The sequence below is a fragment of the Dactylosporangium sp. NPDC000244 genome, from assembly GCF_040300725.1.
In the GTDB taxonomy this organism is placed as follows: domain Bacteria; phylum Actinomycetota; class Actinomycetes; order Mycobacteriales; family Micromonosporaceae; genus Dactylosporangium.
The window spans coordinates 171448-192750 of sequence record NZ_JBEPEH010000015.1 but is presented as its reverse complement, the minus strand read 5'-3'; the positions used below and the strand labels follow the sequence as shown (position 1 = coordinate 192750).

Sequence of the window (21303 nt, the reverse complement as noted above, 5' to 3'; positions counted from 1 at the left end):
ATCCGCGAGCCGAGGTCACGACCGGCTCAACCCGCGACCGCCGCCGCGAACACGCAAGCACCATCGCTGTCACCGCCCTTCAAACCCGCGACCGATCCGAACGACCCGGCGGCCGGGTGCAGGGCGATGACCGAGTCCACGTAGTCGCGGGCGTCCGTGCGGTGCGTGATCAGCAGCACGGTCCGGCCCCGGGTCGCGGCCATCAGGTCCCGCAGCAGCGCGACCGCGTTCTCCTCGTCGAGGTGCTCGGTGGGCTCGTCGAGCACGAGCACCGGGAAGTCCGCGAGCAGGGCCCGCGCGAGCGCGATCCGCCGCCGCTGGCCGCCCGACACCGCGACGCCGTGCTCGCCCACGCTCGTCGCGAGGCCGTCGGGCAGCCCCCGCACCCACTCCGTGAGCCGCGCCCGCCGCAGCGCCGACGCGAGCTCGGCCTCGGTGGCGTCGGGCTTGCCGATGCGGAGGTTCGCCTCGATCGTGCTGTCGAAGAGGTAGGCGTCGTCGCCGAGGTATCCGACGATGTGCCGCACGTCGTCCCCCCGCGCGTCGCGCAGATCGACCCCGCCGAGCGTGATCCGTCCCGCGCAGGGGTCGAGCCACCGCACGAGCAGCGAGGCGATCGTGGACTTCCCGGAACCGCTGGGCCCGGTGAGCGCGACCCGCGCCCCGGGCTCGAGCACGAACGAGACGTCCCGCACGACCGGCCGCCCCGGCACCCACTGCGCCGCCACCCCCTCGACCCGCACGACCGGCGCCGCGGCCGGAACCGCCGCGCCGGGCCGCAGCGCGACCGGCGTCACCGGGTCGGGTGCGGGGTCCGGCGTCGCGGCCACCTCGGCGAGGCGGCGCAGGGCCGTGCGGGCCGCGGCGAAGTGCTGGGCGGCCGGCGGAACCGCGCCGACGATCTCGAAGACGGCCAGCGGGGTCAGCACGACCACGGCCAGGAACTCGCCGTGCAGCGTGCCGCCGCGCACGGCCAGGGCGCCCGCGACGAGGGCCGCCAGCACGGCCAGGCCCGTGCACAGGGCGGTCACCGCCGCCGACACACCCGTCGCGGCGCTCGAGCGGCGGGTGGCCGTCAGCAGCTCGCGGTCGGTGCGGTCCAGGGCGGCCAGGGCGTCGTCGACGGCCCCGGCGGCGATCAGGTCCGGCAGCCCCTGCACGAGGTCCACGGTGCCGGCCGCCAGCGTGCCGCGCAGCGGGGCCAGGCGAGCGTCGGCCCGGCGGACGAGGGCGGCCTGCAGCAGCGGCACCCCCACGCCGACCACCAGCACGCCCGCCGCCAGGGCCAGGCCGGCCGCGGGCAGCAGCGACCAGACGAGCAGCACGGAGGCGAGTCCGGTGACGGCGGCCACGGCGATCGGCAGCGCGACGCGCACGACCAGGTCGACGATCGACTCGACGTCGTCGACGAGCCGGGCCGCGAGGTCGCCGCGGCGGAACCCGGCCAGCCCGGCCGGCGCGAGCCGCTCGAGGCGGCGGAAGACCCGCACCCGCAGCTCCCCCAGCACCCGCAGCGCGCCGTCGTGCCCGGTGACACGCTCCACGTACCGCAACACGCCCCGCCCGATCCCGAACGCCCGCACGGCGACGATCGCCACCATGAGGTGCAGCACCGGCGGGTGCAGGGCCGCGCGGGAGATAAGCCACGCCGACGTCGCCATGAGCCCGACCGCACAGGCCGCGGCCGCGACCCCGGCCACGAGCGCCACGAACAGCCGCCCCGCCGCCGGGCGCAGCAGCGCCAGCCGGTTCACCGGGCCACCTCCGCATCGGCCGGGAGCGCGATCGCCCGGTCGGCGATGGCGACCAGCGCCGGGCGGTGCGCGGCCATGACGACGGTGCGGCCGGCGGCGTGCGCACGGATCGCGGCGAGGAGCTCGGCCTCGGTCGCCGGGTCCAGGCCCGCCGTCGGCTCGTCCAGCAGCACGAGCGGCGCATCGCGCAGGAACACCCGGGCCAGGGCGATGCGCTGGCGCTGGCCGGCCGACAGCCCGGCCCCGTCGTCGCCCAGCGGCGTGTCGAACCCGTCCGGCAGTGCCTCGATGAACCCGAGCGCGCCGGCCTCGGCGGCGGCGGCGCGCAACGCGGCGAGCGGCACGTCCCCGGCGCCGAGGCGGATGTTGTCGGCGATGGTGCCCGCGCCGAGCCAGGGCCGCTGCGGCAGCCAGGCCACCCGGCGCCGCCAGGCGTCCAGGTCGGCGGCGGCCAGCTCGGTGCCGCCGACGGTCACGGTGCCGCCGGACGGCGTCGCGAACCCCATCAGCACCGACAGCAGCGTCGACTTGCCGCACCCGCTCGGGCCGGTCAGCGCCACCAACTCCCCGGGCTCGACCGTCGCCGAGAACGGTGGCAGCGCCGGCCGGCCCGGGTAGGTGACCACGACCCGGTCGAACACCACCGGCGCGGCCGGAGGAACCGAGGTCCCGGCCGCGGGAAGGGGCGTCTCCAGGATCGCGAACGCCTCCGTGGCCGCGGCCAGGCCCTCCGCGCTCGCGTGGTAGTTGGCCCCCACCTGGCGCAGGGGCAGGTAGGCCTCCGGGGCCAGGATCAGCACCAGCAGCGCCGTGGCGAGGCCGAGGTCGCCGTCGACCAGGCGCAGGCCGATGCCGACCGCGACCAGCGCGACCGACAGCGTCGAGAGCAGCTCCAGCACCAGCGACGACAGCAGCGCCACCCGCAGCGTGCGCATGGTGACGCGGCGCTGCTCGGCGCTGATCCGCGCGATGACGGCGGCCTGGCGCTTGGCCCGGCCGAAGACGCGCAGGGTCGGCAGGCCGGCCACGACGTCGAGGAAGTGATGCGACAGGCGGGTCAGCAGCCGGAACTGGCGCCGGTTGGCCGCCTCCGTGTGCAGGCCGACGAGGGCCATGAAGACCGGGATCAGCGGCAGCGTGAGCGCCACGGTGCCGGCCGCGACCAGGTCGGCCGGGGCCAGCCGGGCCAGCACGATGACCGGCACCAGCACGCCGAGGACGAGCTGCGGCAGGTACTTCGCGAAGTACGCGTCCAGCGCGTCGAGCCCCCGCGTGGCCAGGGTCGCGAGGCGCCCGCTGGGCGGAGCCGCGGCCGGCCCGAGCGCGGCCGCGTGGGCCAGCAGCCGGGCCCGCAGCTCCCGCTTGACCGCGGCCGCGGCCCGGGTCGCGGCCGCCTGCTGGGCCCAGGCGACCGCCGCGCGCAGCGCGACCACCGCGGCGAGCCAGCCCAGCACGGGCCCGATCGCGCGGACGTCGGCACCGTGCAGGTACACCCGCGTGATCGCCTCGGCGAGGAGGGTCGCCTGGGCGACGACGAGCCCGGCCAGGGCCACGCCCAGGGCGACCGACAGCACCATGAAGGTGCGCGTCGCCCGGGCGTAGCGCAGCAGCCGCGGGTCCAGGGGCCGCATCAGTGCCCGCCGGCCGGGATGTGCTCGACGGTCAGCCGCCGCCGGAACACCCAGTAGGTCCACGCCTGGTAGACCAGCACGATCGGGGTGAAGCACACCGCGACCCAGGTCATGACCTTCAGCGTGTAGGGCGTCGAGGCCGCGTTGGTCGTCGTGAGCGAGTCGCCGCCTACGAGCGTCGTCGGCATCACGTCGGGGAAGAGCGTCACGAACAGGGCGGCGACGGCGAGCACGATGGTCGCCCCGGTGGCGATGAACGCCCAGCCCTCGCGGCGCGCCCGGGCCGCGAGCACGCCCCCGATCAGCGCCACCGCGGCCGCGCCGGACAGCGCCCAGCCCCACGCGTCGGAGTGGGTCAGCTGGGTCCACAGCAGGAAGGCGGCGGCGATGACGACCGCCGGCGCCGCGATCCGCACGGCGAGCCCGCCGGCCCGCTCGCGCATCTCCCCGTCGGTCTTCAGCGCCAGGAACACGGCCCCGTGCAGCAGGAACAGCGTCAGGGTGGTGAGCCCGCCGAGCAGCGCGTAGGGGTTGAGCAGGTTGAAGAAGCCGCCGACGTATTCGTGCTCGGCGCTGATCGGCACCCCGCGCACGATGTTGCCGAACGCGACACCCCACAGCACCGCGGGCACGAGGCTGCCGCCGATGATGGCGACGTCCCACCAGCGCTTCCACTGTGGACTGCCGGACTTGCCGCGATACTCGAACGCGAGCCCCCGCAGGATGAGCGCGACGAGGATCAGCAGCAGCGGCAGGTAGAAGCCGGAGAAGAGCGTCGCATACCACTCCGGGAACGCGGCGAACGTGGCCCCGCCGGCGACGATGAGCCACACCTCGTTGCCGTCCCAGACGGGCCCGATGGTGTTGATGAGCAGCCGGCGCTCGCGGTCGTCGCGGCCGAGCACGGGCAGCAGCATGCCGACGCCGAAGTCGAAGCCCTCGAGCAGGAAGTATCCGGCCCAGAGCACGGCGATGAGGATGAACCAGACGGTGGTGAGCTCCATGAGAGTGCCTCCTCCCTTCGATCAGTACGCGAACGCGAGCGGGCGGTCGGGGTCATCTTCGCCGTCGGGTACGACAATTTCGGGCGCCCCCTGTTTGGCGTACCGCAGCATGAGGACGAGCTCGATGACCGCCAGCCCGCCGTACAACAGGGTCAGCAGGATGACCGAGAACGCGGCCTGGCTCGTGGCCACCGACGGCGACACGCTGTCGGCGGTCTTGAACAGCCCGAACACCGTCCAGGGCTGCCGGCCGACCTCGGTGAAGATCCAGCCGAAGGAGTTGGCCAGCAGCGGCATCGCGACCGTGGACACCGCGGCGGGCCACAGCCAGCGCCCGCCGGGCAACCGCCCCTTGCGGGTGCTCCAGAGCGCGAGCAGTGCGACGGCCATCGCGAGCACCCCGAAGCCGATCATGAGCCGGAACGACCAGTACGTGATCGGCACGTAGGGCACGTAGTCGCCCTCGCCGTACTTGTCGGCGTACTGCTGCTGGAGGTCGTTGATGCCCTCGACCTCGCCCTGCGGGTCGGCGGTGGCCATGAAGGACAGCAGCGACGGGATGCGCACGCTGTACACCTCCGAGCGCCCGTCCAGGGAGCCGATCGTGAAGATCGAGAACGACGCGGGCTTGCTGGTCTCGTAGAGCGCCTCGGCGGCCGCCATCTTCATCGGCTGCTGCTCGGTCATGATCCGGGCCTGCAGGTCGCCGGTGATGAGCACCGCGACGCCGGAGACGAGCACGACCCAGGCCCCGAGCTTCAGGCCGGGCCGGAACACCTCGGTCTGGTTGCGCCGGCGCAGGTGCCAGGCGCTGACCGCCAGCAGCAGCGCGCCGGCGGTCAGGAAGCACGCGGCGAGGGTGTGCGGGAAGGTCACCAGGGCGGTGCTGTTGCTCAGCACGGCCCAGATGTCCGTCAGCTCGGCGCGCCCGCGTGCGGTGTTCATCGTGTACCCCACCGGATGCTGCATCCACGAGTTCGCGGCGAGGATGAAGTACGCCGAGAGCATGGTGCCGATCGAGGCGAGCCAGATGGTGGCGAGGTGCACCCGCTTCGGCAGCCGGTCCCAGCCGAAGATCCACAGCCCGAGGAACGTCGACTCCAGGAAGAACGCGAGCAGGCCCTCGATGGCCAGCGGCGCGCCGAAGATGTCGCCGACGAACCGCGAGTACGCGCTCCAGTTCATGCCGAACTGGAACTCCTGCACGATGCCGGTGACCACGCCCATCGCGAAGTTGATCAAGAACAGCTTGCCCCAGAACTTCGTGGCGCGCAGGTACTGGTCCTTGCCGGTGCGCACCCACGCGGTCTGCAACCCGGCGACGAGCGCCGAAAGGCCGATGGTGATCGGCACGAAGATGAAGTGGTACACGGTGGTGATCGCGAACTGCCACCGCGCCAGGTCGAGCTTGTCCATGACGCGATTCTGTTTCCTGACCGGGGACCCGCGCAGGGCCGAAGGTCATATTCGCGGCGGGACTTTTCCGGGCCGCACCAGGCCGGTGCCGCCGTCGTAGCGGCGGTACACCAGACTGCCGCGCCCTGTCCCGGAATCCGTGAAGAACAGGAACGGCAGCCAGCCCTCGGCCATGCGCGCGGCCGCCGCGTCCGGGCTCAGCACCGGCGGCCGGCGCGGGTTCACCGTCGGCGCCGGGGTTCCGGGCCCCTCGGCCGGGTGCATGCTGCGCTGCCGGGTCAGCTGCAGCCCGGTGGGGCCGGCCCGGTGCACCAGCGCGTCCTCGCCCGTGGCGGCGTCGACGAAGAGGTACGCGTCGTAGTCCATGGCCGCCAGGTGCGCGGCGGCCTGGCAGAAGCTCTGGCGGTACAACCGCGGGCTCTTGATCCTGGTGATCGCGGGCCGCCCGGGCACGGCGAGCGGGCGGCGCTCCGGGTCGGGCCAGGGCCACGGCTCCCACCGTGTGGACAGGCGGCGCACCTGCCGGTCCAGGCGCGTGGCCCCGGTCGCGATGGCCTCGGCGGGGTCCCGGCCGGCGACCTGGATGCGCGCGGGCGCGCCGAAGAGCCGCAGGTTGGCCTGGACGAGCATCGGCCCGCCCGCCGCGGCGGCCCCGGTGAGCCGCAGCCGCAGGTCCCCGTCGACGCGGTGACGGGTGGCGAGCGCGCCGAACAGCGCCTCGGCGGCGGTACGCTCGTGCGGGCGCAGCCCGCGCGCGGTGATGTCCATGCTCCAACAAGGCCACGCCGCCCGTGGGGAGGACAGTGCCGAAGGTCCTTTCTTTCCGGCCCCCGGATTGGGTATGAAGGAGGCATGATCCGGGTGTACCTGCTCGACGACCACGAGGTCGTACGTTTCGGCCTGCGGGAGTTGCTCGAGCGCGAGGGCGACATCGAGGTGGTCGGCGAGTCCGGCTCGGCCGTCGAGGCCACGCATCGCATCCCGGCGCTGCGGCCGGACGTCGCCGTGCTCGACGGGCGGCTGCCCGACGGCAGCGGCATCGACGTGTGCCGCGACGTACGCTCCATCGACTCGTCCATCAACGCGCTGATCCTGACGTCGTACGACGACGACGAGGCCCTGTTCGCGGCGATCATGGCGGGCGCGTCGGGCTACGTGCTCAAGCAGATCCACGGCACCGACCTCGTCGACGCGGTGCGCCGGGTCGCGGCCGGGCAGTCCCTGCTCGACCCCGCGGTGACCGCGCGCGTGCTCGAGCGCATCCGCAACGGCCCCGAGCAGCCCGACGAGTTCAAGCACCTCACCGAGCAGGAGCGCAAGATCCTGCTGCACGTGGCCGAGGGCCTGACGAACCGCGAGATCGCCGAGCGGATGTTCCTGGCCGAGAAGACCGTGAAGAACTACGTCTCCAGCCTGCTGGCGAAGCTGGGGCTGGAACGGCGGACGCAGGCGGCGGTGCTCGCGTCGCGGTTGCTACAAAAGAAGCCGTGAACTCGCCGCTGCCACTGCCGGAACTGTCCCGCGTCGACCTCGACGCGCTGCTGCAGGAGCTACTCACCCGCGTCGGGGAGGTGCAGACCAGCCGGGAGCGGCTGCGCGCGCTGCTCGACGCGGTGGTCGCGATCGGCTCCGACCTCGACCTGCACAGCACGCTGCAGCGCATCGTGGCGGCGGCGTGCACCCTGGCCGGGGCGCGGTACGGCGCGCTGGGCGTGATCGGCTCGGACCGGATGCTGGTGGAGTTCATCAACCACGGCATCTCCCCCGAGCAGCGGGCCGAGATCGGCGAGCTGCCCCGCGGCCACGGCGTGCTGGGCCTGCTCATCGACGAGCCGCGCCCGATCCGGCTCAAGGACATCACCGAGCACCCGCGCGCCTACGGGTTCCCGCCCAACCATCCGCCGATGCACAGCTTCCTGGGCCTGCCCGTGCGCATCCGCGACCAGGTGTTCGGCAACTTGTACCTGGCCGAGAAGCACGGCGGTGAGCAGTTCACGCAGGACGACGAGGACCTGGTCGCGGCGCTGTCGGTGGCCGCCGGGGCCGCGATCGACAACGCCCGCCTCTACGCCCAGGCGGAGCGGCGGCAGCGCTGGCTCGGCGCCGCGGCGGAGATCACCGGGGTCCTGCTGGGCGAGGTGCGCCGCACCGAGGCCCTCGAGCTCGTCGCCACCCGGGCCCGCGAGGTCGCCGGGGCCGAGCTGGCGATGGTGCTCCTGGCCGCCGAGGACCGTCTCGTGGTGGAGGTGGCGGTCGGCGGCCCGGCGGGCGCGGCCGGGTGGTCGATCCCGGTCGCCGGCAGCGACTTCGCGGAGGTGCTCGAGCACCGGCACGTGGCCGTCGTCACCGACCTCGGGGCCGCGGCGAACTGGCCGATCCTGCTGCCGACGGGCACGGCGCTGCTCGTGCCCCTGGCGGTCGGCGGGGTGGCGCTCGGGGCGCTGGTGGTCGCGTTCGGCCGGGAGAGCGCGCCGATCACCGAGGGCCTGGAGCTGGCGATGGTCGAGACGTTCGCCGGGCAGGCCGCCCTCGCCCTCGAACGCGCCCGGGCGCAGGACGAGCGGGAGATGCTCGCCGTCGTCGGCGACCGGGAGCGCATCGCCCGCGACCTGCACGACGTGGTCATCCAGCGGCTGTTCGCGGCCGGGATGCAGTTGCAGGGGGCGGCGTACCGCAGCTCCCAGGACGAGGTCCGCGAGCGCATCGGCCGCGTCACCGACGACCTGGACACGACGATCCGGGAGATCCGCGGGGCCATCTTCGAGCTGCGCGGGGCGGCCGGCAACAGCCTGCGCAAGGCCCTGCGGGACCTGGTCGACGAGGCCGAGGAGTCGCTCGGCTTCCGCCCGGTGCTGCGCATCGACGGGCCGGTCGACACCGCGGTGCCCGACGCCCAGCGCACGGCGGTGCTGGCGGTGCTGCGCGAGTCGCTGAGCAACATCGCCAAGCACGCCCGGGCCGCGTCCGCGCGGGTCTTCGTCGTCGTGGGCGGCGGCGCGCTGAACCTGACGGTGGAGGACGACGGCGTCGGCCTGCCGGCCGGGTCATCCCCTGGATCATCGGTCGGGCACGGGCTGCCCAACATGCGCGCCCGGGCCGCCGACCTCGGCGGCGAGTGCTCGGTGGAGCCGCTGGAGGGCCGCGGCACGCGCGTCTCCTGGAAGGTCCCGGTCTGACCGGTGCGGCTTGTTGCACATGCTTGGCAACAGCCGATAGATTGCAGCGGTGCCGCCGGTCAGCGTGGAAGTGCTCGTGTTCGGCGCCGACGACGGCGGCCTGCACTACGACTCACGGTGCGCCGACGTCGCCACCCGCTCCCCGGACGAGGTCGCGGCGGCGCTCGCCGGCGACCCGCTCACGCTGCTGCACTCGACGTCGTGGCGGTACACGGGCGGCCAGGTGGTGCTCACGTACGCCGCGGTCCTCGACGGCCGGCCCGGTCCCGGCGCCCGGGTGCTGCCCGAGCACGGCATCGCCCGCTCCCCCGACCCGCGGGTGCCGAGCCCGCCGCACGTCTGCCCGGACGCGGTCGCCACGCACGCGGCCCGGCACCTGGCCTGGTTGCGCGCGACGGACCCGGTCGCGGGCGCCGCGCTGGCCACGGTGCCGCCGGTCCACGACGCCCTGGACCGGCACGTCCCGGACCTCGCGGGTTCCATCAGCCCCGAATCTTCCATTAGCCCCGAATCGAACGAACACCACGTGTTTATTTGATTACCATGCGTGACATGACGTCACGCGTTGCCCGGCTGCTGGCCGCCGGAGCACTCCCTCTGCTCACCGCCGCGATCCCGGCGCCCGCCCACGCCGACACGGGCGACTACACGCTGGCCTACGCGTACGGCACCGGCAGCCCCGGCGCCGCGACGCCCGGCCCGGCGAGCCAGTCCGCGATCGCCGCCCCGCTCGACGTGACGTTCGACGCCTCCGGCAACCTCTACGTCACCGCCTCCGGCAGCTGCCAGATCGACAAGATCACGCCCGGCGGCACCCTGTCCGTCGTCGCCGGCACCGGCACCTGCACGCCCGGCGCGACCTCGGGCCCCGCGGCGAGCACCGCGATCGGCACGCCCGGCAGCGTCCTGCCCATGGCCGACGGCAGCCTGTACTTCGGCGAGACCGACACCGGGCGCCTCTACAAGGTGTCGACCGGCGGCCAGCTCTCCGTCATCGCCGGCACCGGCACCCCGGGCGCCATGACGACCGGCCCGGCCACGAGCAGCCGCCTGGACTCGCCCGGGCAGCTGGTGTACTCCGACGGCGCCCTCTACGTCCCCGAGCGCGAATGGGGCCAGGTCGGCCGCATCGACCTCGCCTCCGGCCAGCTGACGGTCATCGCGGGCACCGGCACGAACGGGGGCCCGCCGGTCCCGGGGCCGGCCACCAGCTCGCCGCTGGACCACCCGGTCGGCGCGGCGATGGACGCGTCCGGAAACCTCTACGTCACCACCGCCGTCATGGACGGGCAGATCGTGAAGATCACGCCGGGCGGCACGCTGTCGGTCGCGAAGAGCGCCCTGGCCGTGCCGCTCGGGCTGCGCTTCCACGCGGGCGAGCTGTACCTGACCGAGAGCGCCGGCGCGGTCAGCGTCGTGGATCCGGACACCGGCTCGATCGGCACCTTCGCGGGCAGCGGGGAGCCCGGCGGGCTCGTGCCCGGGCCGGCCATGAACTCGCCGATCAACGTGCCGTACGGCATGGCCTTCGACGCCTCCGGGACCCTCTTCGTCTCCGTCCCGCCGCAGCACCGCGTCATCCAGCTCAACCCCGCGCCGCGGGTGCCGGCCGCGCCCACGATCACGTCGGTGACCGCGCGCAACCAGGGGGCCGAGGTCACGTTCACGCCGGGCTCCGACGGCGGATCCACGGTGCTGCAGTACGAGTACACCGCCGACGGCACGACCTGGCACGAGTTCACGACGACGGCCACCGGCTCGGGCGCGGCGCGCACCGGCACCATCAACGGGCTCACCAATGGGCAGGCCTACACCGTGCGGGTCCGCGCGGTGAACGCGGTCGGCAACGGCGACCCGAGCGCGGGCAGCCAGGTCACCCCGGCCGCGCCCGCGGAGCCCACGGTGCCGGACGCGCCCGGCACCGTCACCGCCACCGCCGGCGTCTCCTCGATCACCGTCAGCTGGACGGCGCCCGCGCCCGGCTCGAACGCCGAGGTGACCGGGTACACCGCGACCGCCTCGCCCGGCCCGGCCACGTGCACCACGACCGGCGCGCTCACGTGCGTGCTCGGGGCGACCGCCGGCACCACCTACGCGGTCACGGTCGTGGCGAACTCGGACGCCGGCCCGTCGTCCCCCGCCGGGCCGTCGGCGCCGGTGACCGCGCTCGCCCCGGCCGCGCCCGCGACCGTGCCGGACACGCCGCTCACGCTCACCACGGACCAGGGCGACATCTCCAGCACCCGGCCCGGCGCCCAGCTGACGGTCATCGGCACCGGCTTCGCGGCCTACTCGACCGTCGAGGTCACGCTGTACTCGGCGCCGCAGTCGCTCGGTACCGCCGTCACCGACGCGAGCGGGAACTTCACCAAGACCGTCACCGTGCCGGCCGACCTGACCGCGGGGGCGCACACGGTCCTCGCGCAGGGCGTCGCGCCCGACGGGACGGCGCGGGCGATGAAGCTCACGGTGACCGTCGCGCCACCCTCGTCCTCGGCGGCGCTGCCGGTCACCGGCGACCCGGTCGCCCGCACGGCGCTCTCGGGCTTGCTCGCACTGGTCGGCGGGGCGGCACTGCTGCTGGGCGCGGCACGCACCCGCCCGGGCCGCCACAGCCGGCTCCTGCCGACCGGCGCGGCCCACAACTTCTGACCACTCGGCACCGGCCGGTGCGGCCACGCACGCCCGGCACTACCTCGGCCCCACCCTGCGCGGACCGGCGCGGGCCTGCGTGGACCGGCGCGGGCCTGCGCGGACAGCGCGGGCCTGCGCGGACCGGCCGATCGCCGACGACCCGGCCACGCACACGGCGCTCCCGAGTCGGCTCGCGCTGACCGGCAAGACATCGCTGCCGGGCGCGGAACACACGCCCGCGGCGACCTCGACCCCGTCCCGCACGGACCGGCCGAATCGCCAACGAGCCGGCCAAACGCGCGGCCTCGCTCAGGGCTCCTCGCACTCATCGGCGGGGCAGCGCGGCAGCGGCGCCGTACCGGCGATGTCAGGTCCGCCGCCGCCTCGCGCGCAGGCCCGGTCCTCCTTCCGGGCGCGGCACGCACCCGCCCGGGCCGGGGCCCGCGATCTTTCGCGGATGGGACGTGTTCCGGCCCGGCAGAAAACGTAGGACAGCGACCGTCAATTGGAACGGTGCAATCGCTTCGAGCCGGATCCGACGGCTTTCGGATTGTGTCTTGTGGCGGGATTGGCAAAATGGCGTCGCGGCGGCTGAGTTGCGAATTCCTGACCGGCGGGATCGCCGCATCGCCCGGTTGTCTGGATTGGTAGAATGATGGCTGCGCCGGGGCCGTTTCTGCGGTGCGCCGGCCGGAAAGCAATGCGGCCACAGTGCCGCCCGGACCGCGGCGATCGACCGCCGACACAGACGGCGTCGACGCAGACGATCCGGGCGCAGACGGCGCGGACACACACGGCATCGACCCAGACGATCCGGGCGCAGACAGCGCGGACACACACGGCATCGACCCAGACGATCCGGGCGCAGACAGCGCGGACACACACGGCATCGACCCAGACGATCCGGGCGCAGACGGCGCAGACGATCCGGGCGCGGGCGCCACGGCGTCGTGGATGCGACGCAGCTTCTCCGCGTGCCGCCTCACCAAGCCCCACTCACGCCGCCGCTGCGCTTCCTTCCCCGGCCACCAATTCCGGGCCTTCGTCCGATCCCGCAGAGCAGCCAATTCCCGCGAACTGAACAACTGCATCTGCCCCATACCAAGAATTATCCCAGAATACGCCCGAAACCACGATCCCCGACCACGCCCCTGCGCACATACCGAACATTTTGAAATGATGCCCGGCCACGGGGACATCACGACGATCACCAGCGCGATGTCCCCGTGGCCGTTCCAGTGCCGAAGTCCCAGAATCGGACTTACACCCCGTTGGGGTATAAGTCAGATAAGTCGTGGCGCGGAGCGCCCGACTTATCGTGATCAGGCCGTCGGCGTCGGAGCGGCCGACGTCGGGGCGGGCTGCGTCGGGGCGGGCTGCGTCGGGGCGGCGGTCTTCGGGGCCGGGCCGGGCTGCCGGCCGCGGTCGCCGAAGCGGCCGTTGCCGGGACCGTAGCCGTTCCCGGGACCATAGCCGTTCCCGGGACCGCGACCGTCGCGCGGGTCGCCCCCGCGGTCATGGCCGTTGCGGTCCCAGCCCGGTCCGACGCGGTCCGGGCCGCGATGATGGCCGACGACCAGGGCGCCGACCGCGGTCACGCCCGCGCCGAGGCAGCAGCCGACGACCAGGGCCACGATCGCGATCAGGATGCCCTTGCGCCGGCCCCGTCCGCCGCGCCAGCCGCCCTGCCATCCACCCCACACCGGACGTCCCGGGGGCGGCGGAGGCGGGGGCGGAGGCGGAGTGGGTGCGGCCGCCGGGGGCGGAGGCTCGGCCGCCGCCGCGGGCGGAGGCTCGTGCGCGGGCGGAGGCTCGTGCGCGGCCAGTGGCTCGTGCGCGGCCAGTGGCTCGTGCGCGGCCGGGGACGGAGGCTCGTGCACGGCCGGGGGCTCGGGTTCGATCGGTTCCGCCGCAGGAGGCGGGGGCGGGGGTTGCTTCGAGGGGTCTTCGCTCATAAAACCAAGCATCGATCCCCCGCCTAAGGACAGCGCGGCGGCGAGCCTAAGAATTGCGTGAGAGAGTCGAGATCTTAGGCAATTCTTAGGCCCGCCGCGCCGGTGCTCTCACGCGCCGGCGCAAGACTCGGGTCTCATGTACGAGGGAGCGGGCTTGCGCATTCTGGTGGTCGACGACGACGCGGCCGTGCGGGACTCGCTCGCGCGGACGCTGCGCTTCGAGGGGTACCAGGTGGAGACCGTCGCCGACGGCGCCCAGGCGATCCGGGCCGTCCGCGGCGAGGAGCCCGACGCCGTGGTGCTCGACGTGAGCATGCCCGTGCTGGACGGGCTCGAGGCGTGCCGGGAGCTGCGCGCCGGCGGGGTGCTCGTGCCGGTGCTCATGCTCACCGCCCGCGACAGCGTCGGCGACCGGGTCGCCGGGCTCGACGCCGGGGCCGACGACTACCTGATCAAGCCGTTCGCGCTGCAGGAGCTCCTGGCGCGGCTGCGGGCACTGCTGCGGCGGGCCCAGCGCCCGGCCGCGGCCGCGGCGGCCGACGGCGAGCTGCGCTTCGCCGACCTGCGGCTCGACCCGCAGACCCGCGAGGTGTGGCGGGGCGATCGGCTGCTGCGGCTGACCCGCACCGAGTTCAGCATCCTGGAGGTGTTCCTGCGCCACCCGCGGCAGGTGCTGACCCGCGAGGTGCTCTTCGAGCACGTGTGGGGCTACGACTTCGGGGAGACGAGCAACAGCATTCACGTGTACCTCGGGTACCTGCGCCGCAAGCTCGAGGCCGAGGGCGAGCCGCGGTTGCTGCACACCGTGCGCGGGGTCGGGTTCGTGCTGCGGGAGGAGCCGCTGTGATCGCCTGGTGGCACCGCCGGACGCTGCGCGACCGGCTCTCCCTGCTGGTCTCCGGGGCCGTCGCGGTCGCGGTGCTCGTGGTCGCCGCGGTGGCCTTCGCGGCCGTGTTCGAGATCCAGCACCGGCAGCTGCAGTCCCAGCTGACCACGGACGCGCAGGCGATCGCGGCCCAGCCCGACCAGTGGCGGGCCGGCACCGCGCAGCTGCCCGACACCGGGCCGAAGTTCGGCCCGCCCGACGGCAAGGGGCCGCCCTGGCACCGGCCCCGCGACCTGGGCACCCGCTGGCAGATCATCGGCGCCGACGGGGCGGCCGTCAGCGACTCCGCCTCGCTGCCGATCACCGCCGGGGTGAAGCAGGTCCTCGCGGGCCGGCGCAGCTCCGCGCAGGAGACGGTGATGCTGGACGGGGACCGGTACCAGATGCTGACCCTCCCGGCCACGGGCGGCGGCGTGGTGCAGGTCGCCATCAACCAGGACCCGGCCGGACGCACCCTGGGCCAGCTCGGCCTGCTGCTCGCGGCCGGCTCCGCGCTCGGCATCGCGGGCGCGGCCTTGCTCGGGCGGGCCGTCGCCCGGGCCGGTCTGGTGCCCGTCTCCCGGCTGGCGGAGGCGGTCGAGGACGTCGCCGTGACCATGGACCTGACCCGGCCCGTGCCCGTGCACGGCGTCGACGAGATCGCCCGGCTCGGCCGCTCGGTGAACACGATGCTCGGCGCCATCGACGCGTCCCGCCGCGCCCAGCGCACCCTGGTCGAGGACGCGAGCCACGAGCTGCGCACGCCGCTGACGAGCATCCGCACCAACATCGAGCTGCTGCTGGCGGTCGAGCGGCGGCCCGAGCTCGCGCACCGGCTGCCGCCCGAGGAGCGCGCCCGGCTGCTGGCCGACCTCGAGGCGCAGGTCGGCGAGCTGGCCACGCTCACCACCGAGCTCGTCGAGCTGGCCCGGGAGGAGACGACCCGGGAGGAGCCGGAGCCGGTCGACCTCGCCGACATCGTCGCGGCGGCCGTGGAGCGGGTGCGGATTCGGGCGCCGGGCCTCACGTTCGCGGTCGAGCTGGCCCCGGTGACCGTGCACGGCCGCCCGGGCGAGCTGGAGCGGATGGTGGTCAACGTGCTCGACAACGCGGCGAAGTGGAGCCCGGCGGGCGGTACCGTCGACGTGGTCCTGGAATCCGGGGGCCGCCTGACGGTCCGCGACCGGGGGCCCGGCATCGACGAGGCCGACCGGCCCTTCGTGTTCGACCGCTTCTACCGCGCGGTGGCCGCGCGGGGCATGCCCGGCTCCGGGCTGGGCCTGGCGATCGTCGCGCAGACCGCCGCGCACCACGGCGGGACGGTGTCCGTCGCCCCGAACGATCCACAGGGGACGGTCATGACGATCCGGCTGCCGGTCCTGTCGTGAGGCGGCTCGCGCTGGTGACGGTCGTCCTGGTGGCCGGGTGCTCCACGGCGCCGGTCGCCTCCGCGCCTCCGTCGCCGTCCGCGTCACGTCCCGCGTCGCCGCCGCCGTCGCCGTCAGCCTCGCCCTCCCCCGCCCCCGTCGGCCTCACGCTCGCCTTCGCCGGCGACGTGCACTTCACCGGGCGCACCGCGAGCCTGCTGCGGGACCCGGCGACCGCGATCGGGCCGATGGCGCCGGTCCTGGCCGAGGCCGACCTGGCGGTCGTGAACCTCGAGAGCGCGGTGACCGAACGGGGCACGCCGGAGCCGAAGGAGTTCCACTTCCGGGCGCCGGCGGTGGCGTACGACGCGCTGAAGGCGGCCGGCATCGACGCCGTCACGATCGCGAACAACCACGCGCTCGACTACGGCCGCACCGGCTTCGGCGACACCCTCGACGCCGCGGCCGCGAGGGGGCTGCCGGTGTTCGGCGGGGGCCGGACGATCGACGAGGCGTACGCGCCGCTGGTCCTCACCGTCCGGGGCGTCCGGGTGGCGCTGCTCGGCTTCAGCCAGATCCACACCCTCGCCGAGAGCTGGAAGGCGGGCCCGTCGACCCCGGGCATCGCGATGGCGTGGGACGTGCCCCGCGCCGTGGCCGCGGTGCGGTCCGCCCGCGCGCAGGCGGACGTCGTGGTCGTGTTCAACCACTGGGGCACCGAGACCGTGTCGTGCCCGAACGCGGACCAGAAGTCGTTCGCCGCCGCCCTGGCCGACGCGGGCGCCGACCTCATCATCGGCGCGCACGCCCACGTGCTGCAGGGCGACGGCTGGCTCGGCCGGACCTACGTGGCCTACGGGCTGGGCAACTTCGTGTGGTACGTGGGCTCGGCCGACACCGGCGTCCTGCGCGTCACGGTCCACGGCCGCGCCGCGACCCGGGCGGACTTCGTGCCCGCCGTGGTCTCGGGCACCGGCCAGCCCCGGCCGGTGACCGGGGCCGCCGCGACTGCCGCGGCCAAGCGCTTCGCGGACCTGCGCCGCTGCACCGGCCTGGCGCCCGCCGCCGGGTAGCGACCGCTCAGCAGCCGCGCCGGAAAACCAGCGGTGCCCGCGCCCGGGTGACGGCCGCGGGCGTGGCCGCTCAGCAGCCGCGCCAGACGACCGGCGCGGTCCGGCCGCTGACCACCGGATCGCCGACCGCCCCGCTGGAGGCATTCGGCCCCGTCTCCACCCCGCCGACCAGCACCCGCCCGTCGGCGGTGATGCCCGCCAGAGTGGTGCCGGCCGGTGCCGCGCCGGCGGGCAGCGGCAGCGTGCTGACCTTGCCGTCCCGCCAGAGCGCCGGCGCGCCCGAGCCGGTGGTGCCCGCGACGACGCCGGTGGCGCTGACCCGGCGGCCGCTGATGCCCGTGATCACCTCGACGGCGCCGGTGCGCAGGTTCCACCGAGCCGCCGTGTGCGTGTCGTCGCCCTTACTGTCGGTCGCAGTCGACGTCACGTCGCCGGCGGCCCACTCTCCGGCGGCGGTGGCCGCGGTGGCGGACTCGGCCCCGCGCGGCAGTGGCAGCGTCGTCGTCGCCCCGTCGGCGGCCCACCGCAGCGCGTGCCGGGCGCCCTGGTCGAAGCCGACCGCGATGCCGTCGTCGGTGAGCCCGAGTCCGGAGGCGCTCGCGACGGTCGTGACGATGGCGGTACCGCCGGTGGTGCGCCACCGCACCGCGAGCCAGGTGCCGTCCGCGCGACCCACGGTGCCGAGCACGTCACCGTGGGTGTTGACCGCGTACGCCGCGCCGCCGCTCGCGCCGTCGGGCAGCGGCAGCTGGAGCAGCCGCTTGCCGTCGTAGGCGACGGGGCGCTGCTGGGCCTCGGAGCCGTGCCGATCCGGGCCGGTGAAGCCGACGACCAGCCCGGACGCGTTGACGGCCTGGGGGGTGAACGGCTCGGGCAGTACCGCCGCCACGTCATCGATCCAGAGCACCGCCCGGGGCGCGTCGCGCTGCCCGGTCAGCCCGATCACGTAGCGGCCGGACGGGTCGATCCCGACGGCGGTCACGCCGCCGGCGGTGCCGCTCGGCAGGTCGAGCACGTCGACGACGCAGCCGGGCCCGGCGGGGACGACCGGCGCCGGGCCCGCCGCGCGCAACACCGGCACCAGGCCGAACGCGGCCAGGGCGGTCACCGCCGACGCGGCCACGGTCGCCACCGCGCCCCGGCGCCGGGTCCGGCGCCGCGCCTCGACCAGCACATCGGCGGCCCGCAGGGGCGAGGGCGGCGGGTCCTGCTGCGCGTACCGGTGCAAGGTGTCCTCGATCATGCCTGCCTCCTCTGGTGTGCCGTCGTGACGGAAAGTGACGAGAGCGCGCCGTCGCCGAGCGCGGCGCGCAGTGCTCGCAGCCCGTGATGGGTCCGGCTCTTGACGGTGCCCTCGGAGCACCCGAGCACCTGCGCGACGTCGGCGACCGGCAGGTCGCACAGGAAGCGCAGCATCACCACGACGCGCTGGCGGACCGGCAGCCGGTTCAGGGCCTCCCGGACCATGAGCCGCTCGTCGACGCGGCCGCTGTCGGAGTCGACCACCGAGTCGGGCGGGTCGCCCCGGAGCAGGACCCGCGACCAGCCGCGCCGCCTGTACGCCAGGCAGGCCCGGACCACCATCGTGTGCACGTACGCGTCCAGGTTCGCCACGTCCCCGAGGCGCCCCCACCGCCGGTACAGCACCGTGAGCGCGTCCTGGACCGCATCGTCGGCCCGGTGACCATCTCCGAGCACTAGGTACGCGGTGCGCCGCAGCGCCGGCAACCGGGACTGGACGTACTCCACGTATTCACTCTCGAACGCTGTGCGCAACCGCCGCCTCCCTCATGGCTTCCACCCGACCGATGCGGGCGACGGTGCCGGAGGTTCAAAATCGGGGTCTCGATGACGAGTTCGGCGTCGGCGTGGCGAGCGACGAGGGTCAGCCGGACCTGGTAGTCGAACGCGGTGCGCCAGAGCACGCGCGGGCTACTTGGACGTCAGGGAGCCCAGGGTCTCGTCGAGGTCGAGGGGTTCGCCGTGGAGGTAGGACGTGGTCACGCGCTGGATCAGGGCCACGCGCGCCGGGTTCTCGTCCGTGGTCTCGGCCGACTCGTAGCCCGAGATGCCGCCCAGGGAGTGCTCCGCGCCGAACAGCGTCAGCAGCGTCTTGGCGCCGGGGCTCAGGTGGTACGCGTCCGTGAACCAGTCCGGGCCCCGCGTCGACAGGGCCGACTGGTCGTGGTCGCCCGCCACGATCAGGGCCGGCGTCTTCATGCCCTCGAAGTCCGGGCTCATGAACGGGAAGTGCTCGGCCGCGAACGGGCTCAGGTCGTCGCCGCCGCGGCCGGTGATCGCCAGCAGCACGCCGCCCGAGACTCGGGGATCGGTGAAGTCCTCGCCGCTCGGGGTGCGCGCGCCGAGCAGAGTGCTCGCGGTCTGGGCGCCCCAGGAGTGCCCGGCCACGGCCACCCGCGTGCGGTCCACGCGTCCGGACAGGCCGGGCACGGCCGCCGCCAGCGCGTCGAGCTCGTCGATCGCGCGGGAGAGCTCGGTGATCCGGGTGCGCCAGGTGTCCGGGTCCAGCGGGCGGTTCAGGGTCCGCGAGTCGGGGTGGGTGGGCTGCACGACGACGAAGCCGTGCGCGGCCCAGTGCCCGGCCAGCGGCTCGTAGCTGCGCGCGGACTGGCCGAAGCCGTGCGAGAACACGATCACGGGCAGGGCGGTGCCGGTCACCGGCGCGCAGACGCGCGCCGTCAGGCCGGGCAGGGTGATCGGGTGGACGGAGACCACGGGCGTCGGCATGGCAAGCTCCCAGGGGTACGCTGTTGATGCGGAACACGGTTCCGCTAAAAGTTATCCGGAACCTGGTTCCGCTACCAGGGGATGTGACGGGGGTTACGGTGGCCGACACGCCGCGCAAGCGCCGCTCGGACTCGCGGCGCAACGAGGAGGCGCTGCTCGAGGCGGCCGCCGCGGCGTTCGTCGCGTCGGGCGTCGACGCCCCGGTGCGCGACATCGCGGCCCGGGCCGGGGTCGGCGTCGGCACGATCTACCGCCACTTCCCGACCCGGGCCGATCTCATCGTGGCCGTGTACCGCCACCAGGTCGAGGCCTGCGCCGAGGCGGGACCGGCGCTGCTCGCGTCGAGCCCGTCCCCGCACGCGGCCCTCGCCGCCTGGATCGACCTGTTCGTGGACTTCCTCGTGACCAAGCACGGGCTCGCCGAGGCGATGCGCTCCGACGACTCCGGATTTCAGACCCTGCACTCGTACTTCCTGCAACGCCTCGTCCCCGTCTGCGCCCGGCTCCTCGAGGCGGCCGCCGACGCGGGCGAGATCGCGCCCGGCATGGACGCGCTGGTGCTCATGCACGGCGTCGGCAACCTGTGCATCGGCGCGTCCACCCCCGGCTACGACGCCCGCCGCATGGTGCACCTCGTCGTCGACGGCCTACGCCGGCCGTAGGGTCTCACCCTCCGCGAACGAGCACGGCAGGAGGCGCTGCGACCGCACCTGCCGACCCTCGAGCAGGGCGGTCAGCACGTCCACGGCCTGCTCGCCCATCGCCTCGCGCGGGATCTCGATGCCCGTGAACGCCAGCTTCGACGGCGGCACCGCCCGCGTCGGCTCGCCCAGGGTGATGATCGACAGGTCCGGGCGCAGCGCGTGGACCGCCGGGCCGTCCGCGGCCTCCTCGCACACCACCGCCGTCGCGGTCGTGGACCGGACCGCCTCCAGAGCCGGCAGGCGCCGGGCCGTGGCGCCGCTGCCGCAGATGCCCAGCTCGAAGCCGCGCCACCGGTCGGTCCAGGCCTCGGCGCCCTCCCCCGCGCCCAGGTACGCCAGGCGCGTGTGGCCCAGCGCGACGGCGCGGCGGACGACATCGGCCGTGGCGGTCACGTAGTCCGCGCCGACGTACGGCACCGGACCGCCGGCGTCGTCGCGGCGGCCTATCGAGACGAACGGCGGGCCGGAGCGGACCAGGGTGGTCAGCTCGGCGCGGTCCAGCTCGCGACCCAGGAGGATGCAGCCGTCGGCCAGGCGCAGGCGCTGCAGGATCTGGCGCCGGCCGCTCGTCAGCAGCAGTAAGTCGATGTCCAGCTCCTCCGCGCGGCGCTCGATGCCGACCAGGAACGGGTGGTAGAAGTCGCGGGCGGAGCTGGGGAAGACCGGCTCGTAGGTGAAGACGCCCAGGATCCGGTTGCGCCCCTCGGCCAGGCGCCGGGCGACCGGGTCGGCCACGTAGCCCGTCGCCTCGATGGCCAGCCGGACGCGCTCGCGGGTCTCCGGGGCGATCTTCAGCCGCGGGTCGTCGCGGCCGTTGAGCACGAACGAGACCAGGGTCTGGCTCACGCCCGTCATGCGGGCGATGTCCCGCTGGGTCACCCGTCTGGGCACGACATCAGCGTGCGGAACCGAGCCGGGCAAGTCAAGGAACTAATACGTATTAGTCTCTTGACGGGGTCCGTTCGGCGGATCGAGA

18 protein-coding genes are annotated in these 21303 nt (G+C 74.4%); 8 read left to right on the top strand and 10 right to left on the bottom strand.

Going from position 1 to position 21303, the window contains the following annotated elements; genetic code table 11:
* Positions 1-26: 26 nt before the first annotated feature.
* From cydC to ABT369_RS22715, 5 genes are read right to left on the bottom strand one after another with little or no spacing between them, the layout of a single operon-like run.
* Entirely contained in the window at positions 27-1754 is a 1728-nt protein-coding gene (gene cydC / locus ABT369_RS22735) for a thiol reductant ABC exporter subunit CydC (RefSeq protein WP_350614642.1), read from the bottom strand.
* Positions 1751-3385, bottom strand: coding sequence for a thiol reductant ABC exporter subunit CydD (gene cydD / locus ABT369_RS22730; RefSeq protein ID WP_350614640.1), 1635 nt, complete (start codon positions 3383-3385; stop codon positions 1751-1753). Before cydD ends, cydC begins: the two co-directional genes overlap by 4 nt.
* Positions 3385-4389 (bottom strand): cytochrome d ubiquinol oxidase subunit II, encoded by a 1005-nt coding sequence (cydB, locus tag ABT369_RS22725; RefSeq protein ID WP_350614638.1) that lies wholly within the window; start codon positions 4387-4389, stop codon positions 3385-3387. Before cydB ends, cydD begins: the two co-directional genes overlap by 1 nt.
* Before the next feature lie 21 nt (positions 4390-4410).
* Positions 4411-5805: a cytochrome ubiquinol oxidase subunit I gene (locus ABT369_RS22720; RefSeq protein ID WP_350614636.1), complete on the bottom strand. Its 1395-nt coding sequence runs from the start codon at positions 5803-5805 to the stop codon at positions 4411-4413.
* 45 nt (positions 5806-5850) lie between these two features.
* On the bottom strand, positions 5851-6573 hold the full coding sequence (locus tag ABT369_RS22715) for a sigma 54 modulation/S30EA ribosomal C-terminal domain-containing protein (RefSeq protein ID WP_350614634.1): 723 nt from the start codon (positions 6571-6573) through the stop codon (positions 5851-5853).
* An 84-nt stretch (positions 6574-6657) separates the two neighbouring features.
* Here ABT369_RS22715 and ABT369_RS22710 point away from each other — a divergent pair, with 84 nt between their 5' ends.
* The 4 genes from ABT369_RS22710 to ABT369_RS22695 are packed head-to-tail and all read left to right on the top strand — an operon-like array spanning position 6658 to position 11633.
* A complete protein-coding gene (locus tag ABT369_RS22710; protein WP_350614632.1) occupies positions 6658-7296 on the top strand; it encodes a response regulator in 639 nt (212 codons plus the stop codon).
* Positions 7297-7310: 14 nt separating this feature from the next.
* Positions 7311-8981: a sensor histidine kinase gene (locus tag ABT369_RS22705; RefSeq protein WP_350614770.1), complete on the top strand. Its 1671-nt coding sequence runs from the start codon at positions 7311-7313 to the stop codon at positions 8979-8981.
* Between the two features lie 49 nt (positions 8982-9030).
* On the top strand, positions 9031-9519 hold the full coding sequence (locus ABT369_RS22700) for a hypothetical protein (RefSeq protein ID WP_350614630.1): 489 nt from the start codon (positions 9031-9033) through the stop codon (positions 9517-9519).
* A 14-nt stretch (positions 9520-9533) separates the two neighbouring features.
* Positions 9534-11633, top strand: coding sequence for a fibronectin type III domain-containing protein (locus tag ABT369_RS22695; protein WP_350614628.1), 2100 nt, complete (start codon positions 9534-9536; stop codon positions 11631-11633).
* A gap of 1304 nt (positions 11634-12937) precedes the next feature.
* Here ABT369_RS22695 and ABT369_RS22690 read toward each other — a convergent pair.
* Positions 12938-13318 carry a hypothetical protein gene (locus ABT369_RS22690; RefSeq protein WP_350614626.1) on the bottom strand — a complete coding sequence of 127 codons (381 nt, stop codon included), beginning with the start codon at positions 13316-13318 and terminating at the stop codon, positions 12938-12940.
* Between the two features lie 388 nt (positions 13319-13706).
* On the opposite strand from ABT369_RS22690, the gene ABT369_RS22685 reads away from it, so the two are divergent.
* From ABT369_RS22685 to ABT369_RS22675, 3 genes are read left to right on the top strand one after another with little or no spacing between them, the layout of a single operon-like run.
* Positions 13707-14417 (top strand): response regulator transcription factor, encoded by a 711-nt coding sequence (locus ABT369_RS22685; RefSeq protein ID WP_502891806.1) that lies wholly within the window; start codon positions 13707-13709, stop codon positions 14415-14417.
* On the top strand, positions 14414-15823 hold the full coding sequence (locus ABT369_RS22680; protein ID WP_350614622.1) for a HAMP domain-containing sensor histidine kinase: 1410 nt from the start codon (positions 14414-14416) through the stop codon (positions 15821-15823). Before ABT369_RS22685 ends, ABT369_RS22680 begins: the two co-directional genes overlap by 4 nt.
* The gene (locus tag ABT369_RS22675) at positions 15820-16875 is read left to right on the top strand and encodes a CapA family protein (RefSeq protein ID WP_350614620.1); all 1056 of its coding nucleotides are present in this window, start codon (positions 15820-15822) and stop codon (positions 16873-16875) included. Before ABT369_RS22680 ends, ABT369_RS22675 begins: the two co-directional genes overlap by 4 nt.
* A 70-nt stretch (positions 16876-16945) precedes the next feature.
* On the opposite strand, the gene ABT369_RS22670 is transcribed toward ABT369_RS22675, so the two are convergent.
* From ABT369_RS22670 to ABT369_RS22660, 3 genes are all read right to left on the bottom strand, one after another.
* Positions 16946-18118 (bottom strand): hypothetical protein, encoded by a 1173-nt coding sequence (locus tag ABT369_RS22670; RefSeq protein WP_350614618.1) that lies wholly within the window; start codon positions 18116-18118, stop codon positions 16946-16948.
* Positions 18115-18651, bottom strand: coding sequence for a SigE family RNA polymerase sigma factor (locus ABT369_RS22665; protein ID WP_350614616.1), 537 nt, complete (start codon positions 18649-18651; stop codon positions 18115-18117). The genes ABT369_RS22670 and ABT369_RS22665 overlap by 4 nt, the downstream gene beginning before the upstream one ends.
* A 156-nt stretch (positions 18652-18807) precedes the next feature.
* On the bottom strand, positions 18808-19623 hold the full coding sequence (locus tag ABT369_RS22660) for an alpha/beta hydrolase family protein (RefSeq protein ID WP_350614614.1): 816 nt from the start codon (positions 19621-19623) through the stop codon (positions 18808-18810).
* A gap of 98 nt (positions 19624-19721) precedes the next feature.
* Between ABT369_RS22660 and ABT369_RS22655 the strand changes: the two genes are divergently transcribed.
* On the top strand, positions 19722-20285 hold the full coding sequence (locus ABT369_RS22655; protein WP_350614612.1) for a TetR/AcrR family transcriptional regulator: 564 nt from the start codon (positions 19722-19724) through the stop codon (positions 20283-20285).
* Here the strand turns inward: ABT369_RS22655 and ABT369_RS22650 are convergent.
* Entirely contained in the window at positions 20271-21218 is a 948-nt protein-coding gene (locus ABT369_RS22650; RefSeq protein ID WP_350614610.1) for a LacI family DNA-binding transcriptional regulator, read from the bottom strand. The two genes, ABT369_RS22655 and ABT369_RS22650, sit on opposite strands and share 15 nt — an antisense overlap.
* Positions 21219-21303: the final 85 nt, after the last annotated feature.

What these genes read in the sequence shown, in the direction of transcription:
- ABT369_RS22695 (WP_350614628.1), top strand. Translation starts at nt 9,534, where the DNA reads ATGACGTCACGCGTTGCCCGGCTGCTGGCCGCCGGAGCACTCCCTCTG.
- ABT369_RS22660 (WP_350614614.1), bottom strand. Translation starts at nt 19,623, where the DNA reads ATGCCGACGCCCGTGGTCTCCGTCCACCCGATCACCCTGCCCGGCCTG.
- ABT369_RS22670 (WP_350614618.1), bottom strand. Translation starts at nt 18,118, where the DNA reads ATGATCGAGGACACCTTGCACCGGTACGCGCAGCAGGACCCGCCGCCC.
- ABT369_RS22710 (WP_350614632.1), top strand. Translation starts at nt 6,658, where the DNA reads ATGATCCGGGTGTACCTGCTCGACGACCACGAGGTCGTACGTTTCGGC.
- cydB (WP_350614638.1), bottom strand. Translation starts at nt 4,389, where the DNA reads ATGGAGCTCACCACCGTCTGGTTCATCCTCATCGCCGTGCTCTGGGCC.
- ABT369_RS22715 (WP_350614634.1), bottom strand. Translation starts at nt 6,573, where the DNA reads ATGGACATCACCGCGCGCGGGCTGCGCCCGCACGAGCGTACCGCCGCC.
- cydD (WP_350614640.1), bottom strand. Translation starts at nt 3,385, where the DNA reads ATGCGGCCCCTGGACCCGCGGCTGCTGCGCTACGCCCGGGCGACGCGC.
- ABT369_RS22720 (WP_350614636.1), bottom strand. Translation starts at nt 5,805, where the DNA reads ATGGACAAGCTCGACCTGGCGCGGTGGCAGTTCGCGATCACCACCGTG.
- ABT369_RS22685 (WP_502891806.1), top strand. Translation starts at nt 13,707, where the DNA reads ATGTACGAGGGAGCGGGCTTGCGCATTCTGGTGGTCGACGACGACGCG.